The sequence below is a fragment of the Eggerthella guodeyinii genome (assembly GCF_009834925.2).
In the GTDB taxonomy this organism is placed as follows: Bacteria; Actinomycetota; Coriobacteriia; order Coriobacteriales; family Eggerthellaceae; genus Eggerthella; species Eggerthella guodeyinii.
The window spans coordinates 1,772,672-1,788,576 of sequence record NZ_CP063310.1; the positions used below are offsets into that span (position 1 = coordinate 1,772,672).

General features: G+C 69.5%; 18 protein-coding genes. 11 read left to right on the forward strand and 7 right to left on the reverse strand.

All coding sequences use genetic code 11. The features are described 5' to 3' along the window. Positions 1-5: 5 nt before the first annotated feature. The 5 genes from GS424_RS07330 to GS424_RS07350 all read right to left on the reverse strand — a co-directional run bounded on the left by GS424_RS07330 (position 6) and on the right by GS424_RS07350 (position 4,625). Complete coding sequence (locus GS424_RS07330) at positions 6-485, reverse strand: hypothetical protein (RefSeq protein WP_160941756.1); 480 nt, start codon at positions 483-485, stop codon at positions 6-8. Continuing rightward, the gene (locus GS424_RS07335; RefSeq protein ID WP_160941755.1) at positions 482-1,174 is read right to left on the reverse strand and encodes an ABC transporter ATP-binding protein; all 693 of its coding nucleotides are present in this window, start codon (positions 1,172-1,174) and stop codon (positions 482-484) included. The genes GS424_RS07330 and GS424_RS07335 overlap by 4 nt, the downstream gene beginning before the upstream one ends. A gap of 12 nt (positions 1,175-1,186) precedes the next feature. Next, the gene (locus GS424_RS07340; RefSeq protein ID WP_160941754.1) at positions 1,187-2,662 is read right to left on the reverse strand and encodes an ABC transporter permease; all 1,476 of its coding nucleotides are present in this window, start codon (positions 2,660-2,662) and stop codon (positions 1,187-1,189) included. Positions 2,663-2,743: 81 nt separating this feature from the next. Next, the gene (locus GS424_RS07345; protein WP_160941753.1) at positions 2,744-3,967 is read right to left on the reverse strand and encodes a sensor histidine kinase; all 1,224 of its coding nucleotides are present in this window, start codon (positions 3,965-3,967) and stop codon (positions 2,744-2,746) included. Then, on the reverse strand, positions 3,954-4,625 hold the full coding sequence (locus GS424_RS07350; protein WP_160941752.1) for a response regulator transcription factor: 672 nt from the start codon (positions 4,623-4,625) through the stop codon (positions 3,954-3,956). The genes GS424_RS07345 and GS424_RS07350 overlap by 14 nt, the downstream gene beginning before the upstream one ends. Before the next feature lie 166 nt (positions 4,626-4,791). Here GS424_RS07350 and GS424_RS07355 point away from each other — a divergent pair, with 166 nt between their 5' ends. From GS424_RS07355 to GS424_RS07375, 5 genes are all read left to right on the forward strand, one after another. Next, on the forward strand, positions 4,792-5,487 hold the full coding sequence (locus GS424_RS07355) for a response regulator transcription factor (RefSeq protein ID WP_160941751.1): 696 nt from the start codon (positions 4,792-4,794) through the stop codon (positions 5,485-5,487). Further along, on the forward strand, positions 5,484-6,659 hold the full coding sequence (locus GS424_RS07360; RefSeq protein WP_160941750.1) for a sensor histidine kinase: 1,176 nt from the start codon (positions 5,484-5,486) through the stop codon (positions 6,657-6,659). Before GS424_RS07355 ends, GS424_RS07360 begins: the two co-directional genes overlap by 4 nt. Before the next feature lie 63 nt (positions 6,660-6,722). After that, the gene (locus tag GS424_RS07365) at positions 6,723-7,496 is read left to right on the forward strand and encodes an ABC transporter ATP-binding protein (protein WP_160941749.1); all 774 of its coding nucleotides are present in this window, start codon (positions 6,723-6,725) and stop codon (positions 7,494-7,496) included. A 10-nt stretch (positions 7,497-7,506) separates the two neighbouring features. Continuing rightward, the gene (locus GS424_RS07370) at positions 7,507-9,945 is read left to right on the forward strand and encodes an ABC transporter permease (protein ID WP_160941748.1); all 2,439 of its coding nucleotides are present in this window, start codon (positions 7,507-7,509) and stop codon (positions 9,943-9,945) included. Between the two features lie 58 nt (positions 9,946-10,003). Beyond that, the gene (locus GS424_RS07375) at positions 10,004-10,495 is read left to right on the forward strand and encodes a GNAT family N-acetyltransferase (RefSeq protein WP_160941747.1); all 492 of its coding nucleotides are present in this window, start codon (positions 10,004-10,006) and stop codon (positions 10,493-10,495) included. A gap of 26 nt (positions 10,496-10,521) precedes the next feature. On the opposite strand, the gene GS424_RS07380 is transcribed toward GS424_RS07375, so the two are convergent. Then, positions 10,522-11,247 carry a B3/B4 domain-containing protein gene (locus GS424_RS07380; RefSeq protein ID WP_160941746.1) on the reverse strand — a complete coding sequence of 242 codons (726 nt, stop codon included), beginning with the start codon at positions 11,245-11,247 and terminating at the stop codon, positions 10,522-10,524. 25 nt (positions 11,248-11,272) lie between these two features. Further along, on the reverse strand, positions 11,273-11,596 hold the full coding sequence (locus GS424_RS07385) for a DMT family transporter (protein ID WP_160941745.1): 324 nt from the start codon (positions 11,594-11,596) through the stop codon (positions 11,273-11,275). A 385-nt stretch (positions 11,597-11,981) separates the two neighbouring features. Between GS424_RS07385 and rpsP the strand changes: the two genes are divergently transcribed. The 6 genes from rpsP (at position 11,982) to GS424_RS07415 (ending at position 15,876) form a co-directional block, all read left to right on the forward strand. After that, complete coding sequence (rpsP, locus tag GS424_RS07390; protein ID WP_009304490.1) at positions 11,982-12,227, forward strand: 30S ribosomal protein S16; 246 nt, start codon at positions 11,982-11,984, stop codon at positions 12,225-12,227. Between the two features lie 5 nt (positions 12,228-12,232). Continuing rightward, the gene (locus GS424_RS07395; RefSeq protein ID WP_101722295.1) at positions 12,233-12,487 is read left to right on the forward strand and encodes a KH domain-containing protein; all 255 of its coding nucleotides are present in this window, start codon (positions 12,233-12,235) and stop codon (positions 12,485-12,487) included. Between the two features lie 105 nt (positions 12,488-12,592). Beyond that, complete coding sequence (locus tag GS424_RS07400) at positions 12,593-13,009, forward strand: ribosome maturation factor RimM (RefSeq protein ID WP_244977706.1); 417 nt, start codon at positions 12,593-12,595, stop codon at positions 13,007-13,009. Positions 13,010-13,052: 43 nt separating this feature from the next. Continuing rightward, positions 13,053-13,775: a tRNA (guanosine(37)-N1)-methyltransferase TrmD gene (gene trmD, locus GS424_RS07405; RefSeq protein WP_160941743.1), complete on the forward strand. Its 723-nt coding sequence runs from the start codon at positions 13,053-13,055 to the stop codon at positions 13,773-13,775. Next, positions 13,772-14,338, forward strand: coding sequence for a signal peptidase I (lepB, locus tag GS424_RS07410; RefSeq protein WP_160941742.1), 567 nt, complete (start codon positions 13,772-13,774; stop codon positions 14,336-14,338). Before trmD ends, lepB begins: the two co-directional genes overlap by 4 nt. A 95-nt stretch (positions 14,339-14,433) precedes the next feature. Continuing rightward, on the forward strand, positions 14,434-15,876 hold the full coding sequence (locus tag GS424_RS07415; RefSeq protein WP_160941741.1) for a helix-turn-helix transcriptional regulator: 1,443 nt from the start codon (positions 14,434-14,436) through the stop codon (positions 15,874-15,876). Positions 15,877-15,905 lie beyond the last annotated feature (29 nt).

Consider the following 15,905-nt stretch of genomic DNA (forward strand, 5'->3'; position numbering starts at 1 on the left):
CGCCGTCAGCGGACGTACACGCCTTTGAGGGCCTGGTCGAGGGTCACGGTCTGGCGCGCGCCGAACACGCGGTTGAGGTCGGCGCTGCGCACGAAGGCCTCGACGTCCTCGGCGCGCCCGTCGTCGGGCGTCCCGGCGTCCCGGGCGTCCTCGTCCCAGAACGCGTCCTCGTCGGCTTCAGGCTCGGCCGGCGCGTCGCCGTCGCCGTCGCCGGGCGCGATCGCCGCGCGGCGGTCGAGGCCGCGGTACAGCGTCCCGGCCGCGAAGGCGAGGAAGGCGAACGCCGCGTACGACGCGCAGCCCGACAGGACGGCGTTCGCGATGGCCAGCTCGTTGCCCTGCACGGGCACGCCCTGCGCCAGCTGCGCCGATACGTTCGCCCAGGTGGCGACAGCGGCGAGAACGAAGCAGGCGGTCAGGATGCCTCCGGCCGCGTACGAGGCGACGGCGAACGCGGGAACGGCGGGGCGCTTGCGGGCTTTCATGGGCGGCTCCTTCTGCTCGAGGGGTTTCGGCGGGAGGCCGACCCGCCGGCGGGGACGACGTCCTCCTGGCTGACGACGCCCTTCTTCAACCGCAGCACGCAGTCGGCCTTGCGGGCCAGCTCGCGCGAGTGGGTGACCACCACCACGCACTTCTCCATCTGGTGGGCACAGCTGCGCAGGATGCCGGTGATCTCGGCGGCGGTGTCCTCGTCGAGGTTGCCCGTGGGCTCGTCGGCCAGGATGACGGGCGCCTCCGAGGCCAGCGCGCGGGCGATGGCCACGCGCTGCTGCTGGCCGCCCGACAGCTTCAGCACGTTGCGGCGCGCCTCCTCGTCGGTCAGCCCCAGCTCCTCCAGCAGCGGGTAGGGCGACGAGCGCGTGATGAGCGCCACGTTCTCGGCCGGGGTGAGGTAGTCGATGAGGTTGAAGCTTTGGAAGACGAACGCCACGTGATGCTTGCGATGCTCGGCGAGCCCCGTGCCGGCGATGTCCTCGCCGCCGAAGCGGACGGTGCCGCCGTCGGGCTCGTCGAGCCCGCCCATGAGGGACAGCAGCGTGGTCTTGCCGCAGCCGGACGGGCCGAGTATCGCGTAGAGCTTGCCCGGCTCGAGCGCCAGCGACACGTCGCGCAGCACGGGCTGTGCGGAGCCGTAGGAGTAGCGTACGTTCTCGAGTTCCATGAGGTGCATGACTGGTCCTTTCTAGCTCATCTTCGTGAGTATCTCTTTGGGCTTGAGGCGCAGCACCGGCAGCGCGGCCGCGGCCACCGAGCCGACGATGAGCACGCCGCCTGCCAGGTAGACGCCCGCGAGCGCCGCGGGCTCGATGACGACCTCGATCCTCGTCATGTCGCGGTTCTGCTCGAACCTCGGCGCCATCGAGGAGGAGTCGGCCACGCTCGTGCCGTCGAGGTTCTTGGGGCCCGCAGATCCCGATCCGCCCACGTCGCCCGCCTGCTCGGTGGCGTAGTCGAGCAGCTGCGCGGCCGCCGTCTGGGCCACGAGCCCGCTCGTGAAGTACGAGGCGCCGAACGCGAGCACGGCCACGAGGGCGATCTCCACGAGGTACTGCGCCACGATGGCCCGCTTGGTCACGCCGAGCGACAGCAGCACGCCGCTTTCGTGGATGCGCTCGCGCACCCGGCCGGCCAGCACGAGGTAGAGGATGATGGCGCCGATGACCACCATGACCGCGATGAGCCCGGTCATGAGGCTGTCCATGTTCTCGAGCGGCTCGATGACGGAATCGACGCTGCCCGTGTCCACGTCCACGGCGAAGTCGGTGGGATCGAGGCCGTCGAGGTTCTTCACCTCCTCGACGATGCGGTTCACCTCGGCGGGGTCGTCCACGTGGAAGTCCACGCGCTCGTAGCTTTCGCCGCCCGTCTCGGGGCGCACGTGCTGGATGACCTCGAGCGAGGTGAACACCGCGTTGTCGATGGACCAGTTGCTCATGACGGCGCTCGCCTTGGCGGTGGCCTCGTAGAGCCCCACGATCTCGACGTCGATTTTCGTGTCCTCGGGATCCACGCCGTTCATCTGCGCCTTCGTCTCGCTCTGCTGCAGGGTGATCGTGTCGCCCACCGCGAGGCCGTTCTTCTCGGCCAGTTCCTTGCTGATGAGCGCCTTGCCGGTCTCGCCGTGCTCGAGGTGCCGTCCGTCCACGAGCTTGAGGAAGCCCTGGGCGAAGTAGGCGTCGAACGCGGTGTCGGTGGCACCGAAGGCGGTGGAGGTCTTGTTCATGTCGCCCGACGAGGCCAGCATCGCGCCCAGCCCGCCGCCGTCCTCCGTGTCCGATTCGACGAGGTCGAGGTAGGCCCCTTGCTTCTTCATGAGCACGGTGGACTGGTAGGAGGCGTTGTAGCCCTTGATGCCGTCCACGCTGCCCATGATGCGGTCGGCCAGCTCCTTCGTGATGGGCTCGCCGCGATAGAACCCCTTCGAGCCGTTCGATCCCTGCTGGACCGACTCCCATTTGCTCGCGTCGCTCGTGTTCTGCTTGAGGGCGAACGAACCGCCCAGCGCCTCGCGCACGTTGAGCTGCGCGGTTTGCGCCGCCTGCTTGATGGCCAGCCCCGACAACGCCATCGTGGCGATGACGAGCAGCAGCAGGAACAGGATGAGCGTCTTGCCCCGCTTGCGCGTCAGGTACAGCAGGGCGCGTTTGCCAAGTCCCATGGCAGACTCCTTTCTGATCGGTGGAATTCCACTATCGACCAGGAAGGCTCGGCTCCGATTGAGCGTCGGTATAGATTCGGTTTAGATGCCGCGGCCCTTGGGGAAGCGCGCCCGGAACGTGACGCGGTCGTCCGCGCTGTCGAGCGCGAAGCGGATGCCGTAGCGGTCGAACGCCGCCTTCGCGATGTAGAGCCCGAGGCCGCTGCCGCCCGTCGCCCGGCTGCGCGACGTCTCGGCGCGGTAGAACGGCTCGAAGGCGCGGGCCAGCTCGCCGTCGGAGAGCTCGACGCCCGTGTTCTCCACGACGAGCGTCCCGTCGGCGAGGCGGACGGACACCTGCGCGCCGGGCGGCGAGTACGTCACGGCGTTGCCGACGACGTTCGCCAGCGCCCTGGCCACGAGCGTGCGGTTCGCCCGCACGATGGCGTCGCCCTGCACGTCGGCGTCGAACGCGAGCCCCCGCTCGGCCGCCTGCGGCGCCCACGCGTCGACGGCCTCCTGCACGAGCGCGGCCGCCGAGACGTCCTCACAGGCGCGGTCGATGTCGTCGGCCTCCATGCCGGCGACGAGCACGATCTCGCCGACGAGCCCTTCGAGGCGCTCGGCGGTCTCGAGCGCCTCCGGCAGGTGCTTGTCGCGGTCGGCGAAGTCGCCGATGCCGTACAGCATGCACTCGATCTGGGCCTTGAGGGCGCACAGGGGCGTCTTCAGCTCGTGGGACACGGCGGCGAAGAAGTCGCGGCGCTGCCGCTCGGCGCGCTTGGCATCGGCCACGTCGGCGACGAGCCGGTTGATGATGCGGCTCACGCCCCAGGCCACGAGCACGGCCGCGGCGAGGATGGCCGCGACGACGGCGGGCAGCATGCTCCAGAACGCCGAGGGCAGCTCGCCGGCGGCGGACAGGTTGGCCACGATGGTGAGGTAGCCGCTGTCCTGGTCGGCGAACCGCACGTTGGTCGACAGGGCGACGGCCGATTCGCTTGCCGCGTCCGGCTCGGTGCCGAAACGGGACGTGTCGTTGCCCACCACGAGCACGGCGGTGGCGCTGTTCTCGATGCAGAAGTCGTAGATGGGTTGGGCCGCATCGGCGTAGGGCGTTTCGGCGAGCTGCGCGCCGAGCGCGTCGAGGCGCTCGTGCACGCGCGATGTGGCCACGCTCTCGTAGCTGGCGGGCAGCGCCACGGCCACGAGCGCGTAGATGAGCGCGCTCGTCAGCGCGAGGGCGGCGGCCACGGCCAGGAACACCCTGAGGCCGAGCCGGTGCCGGCGGGCCTTGTCGTCGAGGCGCCCCCTACGCCGTTCCAAGCTTGTACCCGATCCCCCGGACGGTGGCCACGAGGCCGGCGCCGAGCTTCTTGCGGATGTTCATGACGTGGATGTTGACGATCTTCGGATCGCTGGCGAACTCGTAGTGCCACACGAGGGCCAGCAGCTCGTCGCGGGTGTACGCGCGGCCGGGGTGGGCGAGCAGCAGCTCGAGCACGTCGAACTCGGTGCGGGTGAGCTCCACGGGCCTCCCGCCGCGGCTCACCGTGCGCCCGGCGGGGTCGAGCGCCACGTCGCCGCAGCGCAGCAGGCCGTCGGCGCCGTCGGCCGGGGCGTGCGCCGCCCGGCGCAGCAGGGCCTCGGCGCGCCGCAGCACCACCTTCACGGAGAACGGCTTCGTCACGTAGTCGTCGGCCAGAAGCTCGAAGCCGCGCAGCTCGTCGGCCTCGGCGCCGAGCGCCGTGAGCATCATGATGGGGACGTCGGATTCCTGGCGGATGAGCTCGCACACGGCGAAGCCGTCGATCTTCGGCAGCATGAGGTCGAGCACGACGAGGTCGCAGGGCTGGGCGCGGAACGCCGCGACGCCCTCCATCCCGTCGGCGGCGAGCGTCGCGTCGTGGCCCGCGCTCTTGAACACCTCCGCGAGCACGGTGCGGATGGCGGGTTCGTCTTCGATGATCAGCATGTGGGCCATGGGGCACCTCCTGCGCGCATGGTAGCACAGCCTCTCGAGGCGGCGCCCGAACGACACAGGTTCTGCGAACGGCGCCGCGGTTCGCGCGGGCGGGCGGCGCGGTCCTTGCTACAATGGAGCCGTCCCCGGCCGATGCGGGCGGGGCCGACGCGAGAAGGGGAGCGCGATGCCGAGCATACTCATAGTCGACGACGATGCGGACCTGTCCGCCATCGTGGCGCGCTACCTCGAAAGCGAGGGGTTCGCCGTCGTGCGCGCCGCGAGCGCCGAGGAGGCCTACGACGTGCTGGGCGCGCGCCCCTTCGACCTCGTGCTGCTCGACATCAACCTGCCGGGCGACGACGGGTTCGCGGCGTGCGCGGCGCTCAGGCGCGCGAGCGACGTGCCCATCGTGTTCGCGTCGGCGCGCACGAGCGAGACGGACCGCATCGTCGGGCTCGACACGGGCGGCGACGACTACCTGCCGAAGCCCTACTCGCTGCGCGAGCTGCTCGCCCACGTGAACGCGCTGCTCAGGCGCTCGCAGGGGCGCGCGGGATGCGCGGGGAGGCCGCGCGTCGCGGGGCCGTTCGCCCTCGACGAGGACGCCGGGACGCTCGCGAAGGACGGCGAGGCCGTGGCCCTGTCGCCCAAGGAGTTCGCGCTCGCCCGCTTCCTGATCGCGCACGAGGGCGAGACCGTGTCGAAGGAGCGCCTGCTGGCCGAGGTGTGGGGCGCGTTCTCGGAGGTGGAGCCGCAGACGGTGTCGGTGCACATGAGCTGGCTGCGCGCGAAGGTGGAGGACGACCCCTCCCGCCCGGTTCACTTCAAGACCGTGCGGGGGCGGGGCTACCGCTTCGACGCGGCGGGCGGCGCGTCGTGACGCGCCCGGCTGCGCGCGAGGCGCGCGCCATCCGGCGGCGCCTGCTGGCCTGCGCGCTGGCCGCCTCGCTTGCGCTCGTCGTCGTCGCGCTCGTCGCGACGGCGGCGCTCGCGCAGGACGACGCGGCGGCGCAGGTGCGCGAAAGCGTCGTGGCGCTCAACGAGGCGCGCGCCGCGCTGGCCGCCGAGGCGGAGCCTGCGGTCGCCGACCGGGCGCTGGCCGAGGCGCAGGAGACGCTGCGCCGGGCGGCCGACGCGAAGAGCTCCCTCCCGCTCGCGCTCGCGTGGGCCGTGTGCGCGGCGGGCGTCGCCCTCGTCTGGAGCGTGACGGCGTACCTGTACCTGAGCGTCGTGCGGCCGTTCTCGCGGCTCGAGGCGTTCGCCGACGAGGTGGCCCGCGGCAACCTCGACCTGCCGCTCGCCTACGAGCGCAGCAACCCGTTCGGACGTTTCACCTGGGCGTTCGACAACATGCGCAAGGAGATCAAGCGCGCCCGCGCCGCGGAGGCCGAGGCGCTCGAGCAGAGCAAGACCACGGTGGCCGCGCTGTCGCACGACATCAAGACGCCCATCGCGTCCATCCGCGCCTACTCCGAGGCGCTCGAGCTGGGCCTCGCGCGCGACGAGACGGAGCGCGCCGGCTACGCGCGCACCATCGCGCGCAAGTGCGACGAGGTGACGGCGCTCACCGACGACCTGTTCCTGCACGCCCTCGCCGAGCTCGACCGCATCGCGGTGTCGTGCGAGGACGCGCCCATCGACCGCGCCGTCGCCCGGGCGGCCGCCGACTTCGGCGTCGACGGCACCGTGGTGCTGGGGCGCCTCGATCGCGCGGTCGTCGCGCACGATCCCAAGCGCCTCGTCGAGGCGCTCGAGAACCTCGTGGCGAACGCGCGCAAGTACGCGCCCGGGTCGACCGTCGAGGTGAACGGTCGCGAGGAGGGCGGCGCCTACCGCATCGAGGTGCGCGACTTCGGGGACGGCGTCGCGCCCGAGGACCTGCCGTTCGCGTTCGACCGCTTCTACCGCGGCGCCAACGCGCAGGGCACGCCGGGCGCGGGCCTCGGCCTGTTCATCGTCCGCTACCTCGTCGAGCAGATGGGCGGCTCCGTGCGCCTCGAGAACGCCGAGCCGGGATTGCGCGTCGGGATCGAATTCCCCCTCGAGCCTTAAGGACTCCTTAATGTCGGCGCGGCTACGATGGCTTCCAGAGACGAACCGATCCGAGAGGCTGTCATGAAACCATCCATCATCGAGGCCGAGAAGCTCTCGAAGAGCTACGCGGCCGACGGCGTGCAGGCGCACGTGCTGAGCGCCATCGACCTGGCGCTGTACGAAGGCGACTTCACCGCCGTCATGGGGCCGTCGGGCTCCGGCAAGTCGACGCTGCTCTACTGCCTGTCGGGCATGGACGCCCCCACGGCGGGCGACGTGCGCTATCGCGGCGGCAGCATCGCGAAGCTGCGCGAGCGCGACATGGCCGAGCTGCGCGCCCAGCGCTTCGGGTTCGTGTTCCAGCAGGCGCACCTCGTGTCGAACCTCACGCTGTTCGAGAACGTGGCCGTGCCCGGCTACCTCAAGGAGGGCCGCTCGACGGCCGACACGCGCGCGGCGGCGGGGGCGCTCATCGAGCGCATGGGCCTCGCGCCCGACGCGCACCACCTGCCGAGCCAGACCTCGGGCGGCCAGCAGCAGCGCTGCGCCGTGGCGCGCAGCGTGGTGAACGATCCCGACATCGTGTTCGCCGACGAGCCCACCGGCGCCCTCAACCGCGCGAACACCCTCGAGGTGCTCGCGCTCCTGTGCGAGCTGAACGCGAACGGCCAGTCCATCTGCATGGTCACCCACGACGTGCAGTGCGCCGTGCGCGCGAACCGCATCCTCTACCTGGAGGACGGCGCCGTGTGCGGCGAGCTCGACCTGCCCCGTTGGCGGGCGGACGGCGACGCCGCCTACCTCAGAGCGCGCGAGGCCCAGGTGAACGCCTGGCTGTCGTCGCTTTCCTGGTAAGGGGGCTGGCATGGCACTCATGCGCACGCTGGTCGCGGCCGGTCTCAGGCGCGGGAAGGGCTCGTTCCTGGGCCTGCTGTTCCTCATGGCCCTCACCGCCGCCGCGCTCACGTTCACCGTCTGCATGTACGTCGACTTGAACGCCCGCGAGGCCGAGGCGCTCGTCGAGGCGGGCGCCGGCGACGTGTACGCCTACGACCTGGCGTCGAACCTCACCGACGAGACGCTGGCGGACATCGAGGCGCTCGACGAGGTGGGGGAGGTGCGCGCGAACGGCGCGCTCAGCATCCCCACGAAGTTCTACGACGAGAACGGGGAGAGCGTCGACAAGAACCCGTCCTCGACGGTGCTCTACAAGGCGTGGGGCGAGGGCGTGTCCTGCAAGCTGCTCACGCCCGACGGCACCGGGTTCGCGGAGGACCCGCAGCCTCCGGCGGCCGACGAGGTGTACGTCCCGCTCCCGTTGAGGGTGTCGCCCGGCATGGACGTCGGCGACACGGTGGAGCTCGACCTGGGCGCGGGGTCCAGGACGCTCACCATCGCCGGATTCATCGAGGACCCCCAGATGGGCACGTCGTTCATGGAGCTCAAGCGCTACCAGGTGGCGCCGGGCACCTACGAGGAGCTCGCGCGCGACGTGGACGAGGCCGCCTCCGCGCAGGGCGAGCCGATCGACATCTACTCCACCGGGTCGTTCACGTACCGCCTGGTGGAGATCAACGCGTTCCTGTCGGACGAGGAGCGCTCGCGCGGGGCCCAGCCGTCCGATTTGACGCGGGCGCTCTCCGAGAACACGGCGTGGGGCGCCACGACGCCGGGCATGTTCAGCTCGACGACGCTGGCGGGCTACGCCATGATGGTGGTGATCATCGGGGCCGCGGTCATGGGCGTGTTCGCCTGCCTGCTGTTCGTGGTGGCGCTCGTCATCTGCACGCACACCATCTCGTCGTCCATCGAGGAGCACTACGCCGACTACGGCACGCTCAAGGCCGTCGGCATCGACCGGCGCACGCTGGCGCGGGTGCTCGTCGTCGAGTACGCCGGCGTGAGCCTTGCGGGCTTCGTGCTGGGATTCGCCGCGGCCATGGCGGCGGTGCCGCTCGCCCTGCCGTTCTTCGCCCAGCTCACCGGCGTTCTCGCGAGCAACGACGCCGTGCCCGCGGCGGCCCTCGCGGTCCTGGGCGCCCTCCTCGCGTTCGTGGCGGCGGTCGTGTTCTGGCGCGCCCGCAAGCTCGGGGGCATCTCGCCGCTCGTGGCCCTGCGCGGCGGCGCGGCGGACGTCAGCTTCGCCAGCCGCGCGTCACGGCCCATCACCGGCGCGCGGCTCAACCTGCAGCTCGCGCTGCGCGCCGTCGTCTCGGCGAAGCGGCACTACGTGGGCCTGGCGGCCTGCGCCTTCCTGCTCAGCGCGTTCGTGGTGCTCGTGTTCGGCATCTGCGGCACGCTCAACAAGCCGGACGCCGCCTACGAGACGTTCGGCATGTGGAGGAGCGACGCGACCGCCGCCGCGCTCTCGCCCGACGTCGATTTCGACGAGGTGGAGCGCGTGATCGAGGGCGTGAGCCCCATCGAGCGGTCGTGGAGGGAATCGTTCACGATGGTCAACCTCGACGGCGAGAGCCGTTCGTTCGTGGGCCTCTCGGACACCTCGCTCGTGACGAACGTCTCGGAGGGCCGCGCGCCGCTGCACGACAACGAGGTCCTCGTGGGGTCGAACCTGGCCGCGCTCATGGGCATCGAGGTGGGCGACGAGTTCGCCGTGGACGGCAACGACGGCCGCGAGCGCGTCTACCTCGTGTGCGGGAAGCTGTCGAGCATGCTGAACGCGGGGTACGGCTGCGTGCTGACGTTCGACGGCGTGCGCGACCTGGCGGGAAGCGATCCCTCCTCCGCCGACGACGCGCCGCGCCAGTACGAGCTCGCCGACCCGGGCAAGGCCGACGAGGTGCGCGCCGCGCTCGAGGAGCGCTTCGGCGACGGCATCGACGCGCGGCCGAGCGGGCTGTTCGCCGACACGGGCGACATGGTGGTGCTCATCCAGGGCCTGTTCGTCACCTTGGCCTACGGCATGGCGCTCGTCGCGGGGGCGCTCGTGTTCCTGGCCGTGTCGCTGATCATCGGCCGCCTGTTCTCGGCCGAGCGCCGCGACCTGGGAACGTACCGCGCGCTCGGGTTCACCTGCCATGCGCTGCGCGTGCAGTTCGCGCTGCGGTTCTTCTGCGTGGCGCTCGCGGGGTGCGCGCTGGGCGCCGTGGCGTCCATGCTCGGCGGCGGGTGGCTGATCAGCCGGCTGTTCGGCCTGTTCGGGCTGACGCGGTTCGCCCTCGACGCGAGCCCGCTCGCGGTGGCGGCCCTCGCCGTGGGCCTCGCGCTCGTGTTCCTCGTGGCCGCGTACGTCTCGGCCCGCAAGGTGAAGCGCGTGGACGTGCGCGAGCTGGTGGAGGAGTAGGGCCCGGCGCCTCGGGATGCTATACTGCGCACGACGATCGCAACGGAAGGGGGCGCGCATGGCGCTGGAGATACGGCCGTACCGCGAGGAGGACCTCGCGGGCATGTGCAAGGTGTGGAACGAAGTGGTGGAGGCGGGCAATGCGTTTCCCCAAGTCATGCCTTTGTCGCTTGAGGAGGCTCGCGCGTTCTTCGCCGAGCAGACGCTGACGACGGTGGCGGTGGTGGACGCCAAGCTGTTCGGCCTGTACATCCTGCATCCGAACAACGTGGGGCGCTGCGCGCACGTGGCGAACGCCAGTTACGCCGTGGTGTCGAGCGCTCGCGGCCTGGGCCTCGGCCGCGAGCTCGTGAAGGACTCGCTCGAGCAGGCCGCGCGCAAGGGCTTTCGCGGCCTGCAGTTCAACGCGGTGGTCGCCTCGAACGAGGGCGCCATCCACCTGTACGAGGACCTCGGCTTCACGCACGTGGGCACCGTGCCCCGCGGCTTCTGCGACAACATGGGCGCCTACGAGGATATGCACATCTACTACAAGGACTGCGTGGGGTAGCCCGCCCGGGTTCCTCGCCTCGCCCGCTATTCCGCGATGACCGTCTCGGGGTGCGCGCGGTCCACGACGGTGCGCGCGACCACCTCGGCGCCCAGGTAGCGTTCCATGAGCTGCGCGAACTCGTCGAGCGCGGATTCCAGATCATCGCGGCGCGCCGGATCGAGGCTTTCGACGACGAGGATAGCGTTGCCGGAATCGTCCGTGAGCGCCGTGCGCTGGCCGTCGCGCCAGTTGAAGCAGCGGCAGACGGCCCCGGCGTCGTCGCGGTAGCACAGCTCGCCGGGGAGGGTGGGGTCGTCCTCCTCCTCGCCGATGGGCAAAAACGCGTCGCCGCCCGCGGTCAGCCCCAGGCGGAAGTCCCCGACGAAGGCGTCGAGGTCCTCGCCGCCCACCGGCAGCGCGTATTTCAGCGAGATGGCGTTGTAGATGTCCACCGAGGGCGTGATGGAGCCCACGGGATTGCCCTTCAGCACGCGCTTGAGCAGGTTCTCGATGGAGCAGCGCGCGCCCTTCTTCGTCTTGAACTTCTGATAGGCCGCGCGCCAGACCTTCACGGGCTCGTTCTCCGAGATGACGTTGCTCGTGAGGTAGGCGTTCGCGCGCTCGTTGGCGTCGCGCAGGAGCACCGCGATCTCGGCGACGTCGGCCTCGGGCACGTCGCGGGCGCCCTTCATGCCGCGCACGACGATGATGCCGATGGCGGCCTCGGGGAACAGCTCCCAAAACGATTCTTCTGCGACGAACTTCTGCATGTCCTTCTCCTTCATCGTGTCGTTGCTATCCTTCGTGCGTCGTGAGGTTGAGGCCGATGATGCCCGCGGCGATCAGCGCGATGCAGATGATCTTGGGCGCGCTCGCTGGCTCCTTCAGCACGACCATGCCGAGGATGGCCGTGCCGACGATGCCGATGCCCGTCCACACCGCGTACCCGACGCTGAGCGGCAGCGTCTTGAGCGCGTGCGACAAAAGCCCGAAGCTGACGATCATGCCGCCGACGGTGAGCAGGCTGGGGACGAGCTTCGTGAAGCCCTCCGAAAGCTTGAGCTCGTACGCCCAGAACGTCTCGAACAAACCGGCGATGACCAAGATAACCCAATTCATGGTTCCTCCCAACAAAAAAGCATGCCGCCTCCTCCATCTTCTCAGGCCTACTGATGGAAGTGCGCATGCTCGCGTCTTGATCTACCCGGCGGCAGATATCCTATTCGGTTGGTTCGGCAGGGTACTACATCGCAGGTTGAACGTCAAGCTTGCGTTCGCTGCGGCACGGTGCGCGGGAGGCTCGCCTTCCGCCGCCAAACGTGGGATTTTCGAGGATGCGGGAGGTCGGGGATGCGCTCGGGGGCTCCTCGGGCTACAATTCTGCTTGGTAATCGCTTGTCAAACGATCGATTACGCCGTATCATAAGCAATTGCTGTTTTCGCTGCACCGCATACGCGCTGCACGCATCGAATCGAAGGTAAGAAGCAAAAGGAGTTCATCTTCATGGCAGTTAAAATTCGCCTGGCCCGCCACGGTGCCAAGAAGCGCCCGTACTACCGCATCGTCGTTGCCGATTCCCGCTGCCCGCGCGACGGCAAGTTCATCGAGGAAGTCGGCCGCTACAACCCCTGCACCGAGCCTGCCATGGTGCAGTTCGATCTGGAGAAGGTCGACCAGTGGATCAAGAACGGCGCGCAGCCGACCGACACGGTCGCCAGCCTGCTGAAGCGCGCTCGCGAGAACGCGTAAGCAGCATGGCCGAGCAGACGGAAGACATCGTCGGTCTCGTCGAGTCCGTCGTGCGCCCGCTCGTCGAGTTTCCCGACGAGCTGGAGATCACGTCGAGCGACGCCGAGGACGGTTCTATTCTCGTCGAAGTTCGCGTGAACGAAGAAGATGCCGGCAAGGTCATCGGTCGCCAGGGGCGGGTCATCAAGGCCATCCGCACGCTGGCCCGCGCCGCTGCATCGCGTACGAACACCCATGTCGAAGTGGAGCTTCTCGACTAGATGCGCACGTGGGCGAACGTAGCCGAGCTATCTAAAACGAAGACCTTGACAGGAGGGCTCGTCGCGCGCTGCGCGCCGGGTCTTCCTTTTTTGCTGGAGGAGGGCATGGAGGTCGCCTTCGTGCCGCCCCAGCACGACGCGCCGCGCCGCGCGCGCGTGCAGTCGGTGCAGGACGCGGGGAAGGGCGCCTACCTCGTGGCGTTCGACGGGGTCGACTCCATCGGCGTCGCCGAGCTGCTGGTGGGCTGCAGCTGCCTCGCGCGCCGCGCCGACCTGCCCGAGGACGCGCTGGCCGCCGAGGCCGACACGCTCGTGGGCTTCGAGGTGCACGATGCGCGTGCGGGCCTCGTGGGCGCCGTCGAGTCGGTGGTGGAGAACCCGGGGCAGTTCCTGCTCAGCGTCGCGCGCGCGGACGGGGGCCAGCCCGTGCTCGTGCCGCTCGTGGACGCGCTCGTCGTCGATCTCGACGAGGATGCGCGCCGCATCGACGTCGACCTGCCGGACGGTCTGCTGGAGCTGTAGCGGGCCGCGCCGCCGCCGTGCAAGCACCCGAAAGGACCCGCCCGTGATCATCGAAACGCTGTCGACCTTCCCCGACATGTACGCATCCGTCATGGGCTCCTCCATGATGCGCATCGCCCAGGAGAAGGGCATCTTGACGTTCAAGGCGCACGACCTGCGCGATTGGACCCACGACCGCCATCGCACCACCGACGACGACCCCTACGGCGGCGGCGACGGCCTCGTCATGAAGTGCGAACCCATCTTCGAGGCACACGACGCCATCGCGAGCGAGGGCCCGCGCCCGACCACCGTGTTCCTCTCGCCGTGCGGCGAGCCCTTCACCGACGCCGTGGCGTGCGAGCTGTCGCGCGAGGAGCGCCTGCTGTTCGTGTGCGGCCACTACGAGGGCATCGACGAGCGCGCCTACGCGCTGGCCGACCGCGTGATCTCGCTGGGCGACTACGTGCTGACCAGCGGCGAGCTGGCCTCCATGGTGGTCATCGACGCCGCCGTGCGCAAGCTGCCCGGCGTGCTGGGCGCCGAGACGGGCGCCCTCGGCGAGAGCTTCGCCGACGGCCTGCTGGAGTACCCCCAGTACACGCGCCCGGCGACGTTCCGCGGCATGGACGTGCCGCCGGTGCTGCTGTCGGGCAACCACGCGGCCGTGGCCGCCTGGCGCCGGGCCATGAGCCTCGAGCGCACCGCCCGTTTGCGCCCCGACCTGCTCGACGCCGTCGAGCTGAGCGCCGCCGACCGCGCCCGCCTCGAGGAGCTGGGCCTGTGAACTCCGGAGAGCACGCCGCCGTCCAGGAGCCCGGCCTGCTGCGCCGCTTCCTCAACCTGCTCGTGTGGCTGGGCTTCGTCGCGCTGATGTCGTACCTGACGTTCGCCTACGTGGGGCACGCCTACGCGGTTCCCTCCGGCTCCATGGAGGAGACCATCATGACGGGCGACCACGTGCTGGCCGAGAAGGTGAGCTACCGGTTCCGCGACCCCGAGCCGGGCGACATCGTGATGTTCCAGGACCCGGAGGTTCCCGGCCGGCTCCTCCTCAAGCGCTGCATCGCCGTGGGCGGGCAGACGGTGGACGTCAACGACGAGGACGGCCTCGTGTACGTGGACGGCGTGGCGCTGTCCGAGCCCTACACGAACGGCCTCCCCACGTATTCGCTGGCCAACGGCGTCTCCTATCCCTACGCGGTGCCCGAGGGCATGATGTGGATGATGGGCGACAACCGCACGAACTCCCAGGATTCGCGCTTCTTCGGCGCCGTGCCCGCCTCGTCGGCCGAGGCCCGCAGCGTGGCCGTCCTCTGGCCCTTGAATGACCTCGGCTTCCTGGAGTAGCGTCGGGGGCCATGCTAGAATGATCCTGCCGAACGGCCCAGGGGGATCGGCGCGTTCATGGCGACGGGATACGGTCAAGGGGGGAGTGGCGGGACATGCGTAACCACTCGAGCGAAGCGCCATACATCACCAGCTGGTCGGCTGCGAAATACCTGTCCTACGCCTTTTGGCGCGCATGGTTCCTGGTCATGTACTCTTCGCCGCTTTGGCTGACGTTCGTGCTGCCGGACGGCGCCAACCCGGGGCTGAGCATGTACTACGTCTCCACCGTGTGCTTCATTGCGGCTTCCGTCGCGCTCTCGGTGTTCCACGTCAGATCCGTCAAGATCCTCTCCCTGAAGGGGATGATGGTGGCGTTCGGCGCGGCGGCCAGCGTCGGGGTGCTGATGGAATTCGCCTCCCTCGTGCTGTGGGGCGATCCGGGAAGCTGGCTCTTCTTCCTGGGCGGTGCGCTGACGGGGATCGGAACCGCTCCCATCGCCATCAGGGCCGGTCAGATATACTCGGCCGTACGGGTCAACACCGCCGTGATCGGCACGCTGCTCAGCGACGTGGCGGCCGGCCTCGTGTTCTTCTTCTGCATCGGCACCTGGCCCATCGTGTGCCTGCTCGTCGCCGTGATCCTGCCGTTGCTGTCGGCGCTCATGATCGTCATGACCGCGCCTTCGGGCGACGACGTGGCCGTGAGCGCGGCGACCGTCGAATCGGGGAAGCTGCCCCTGCGCTCGTTCACGCGCTTCCTCGTGGCGGTTTTCCTGATCGCGGCCGTCGCCTTCCTGCAGAACGGGCTGGGCAACTCCTGGTTCCCGCAGGAGAGCCTCAACAGCGGCCTGACCTTGGGCGTGAGCCTGCTCGTGATGGTGTCGTTCGTGCTGGCCCTCTTCTTCGGGTTCGTCCAGCGGGTGCAGTTCGAGCGGCTGTACCGCCCGATCACCTTCTGCCTGATCGCGTTCGTGGTGGCGGCCTACCTGTTCGACTTCGGCAACCCGATCGCCATCGGCGGGACGTTCTTGGTGTACTGCCTGTTCTCGTCGTACGTCTGGGTGTTCATGTCCTACCTCGGGCACAGCCGCTACTTCTCCCCGATCCAGGTGTTCGGGTACGGGCGCAGCGCGTACTCCGCCGGATCGCTGCTCGGCTGCCTGATCGGGGTGTACGTGCTGCCCGACGTGGACCTGGCCCAAACCCTGCCGGCCATCGTGATCGTCATGGTGGCGATCCTGCTGCTGTGCGCGGTGGCCATCCGCCAAGTCGACATCTCCTCCATCCTCGTGCAGGGCGACGCTCCTCGCGAAGACGGCGATGCGGGCGCCGCGAGCGACCGCGCGCCCGCGGAGGACGAGGGCTTCGGCGACGTGCATCTGTCGCCGAGGGAGCTGGAAGTGTTCGCCCTGATGAAGGCGGGCCGCGATTCCGAGTACATCGCGGGCAGCTTGTGCATGTCGCGCAACACCGCCAAGACCCACATCAGGAACATCTACGCGAAGTTCGGCGTGCACAAGCGCCAGGAGTTCATCGACGTCATTCAGGGCCCGTAAAGCGGCCGCATCGGGCCCGCCGCCCGCCT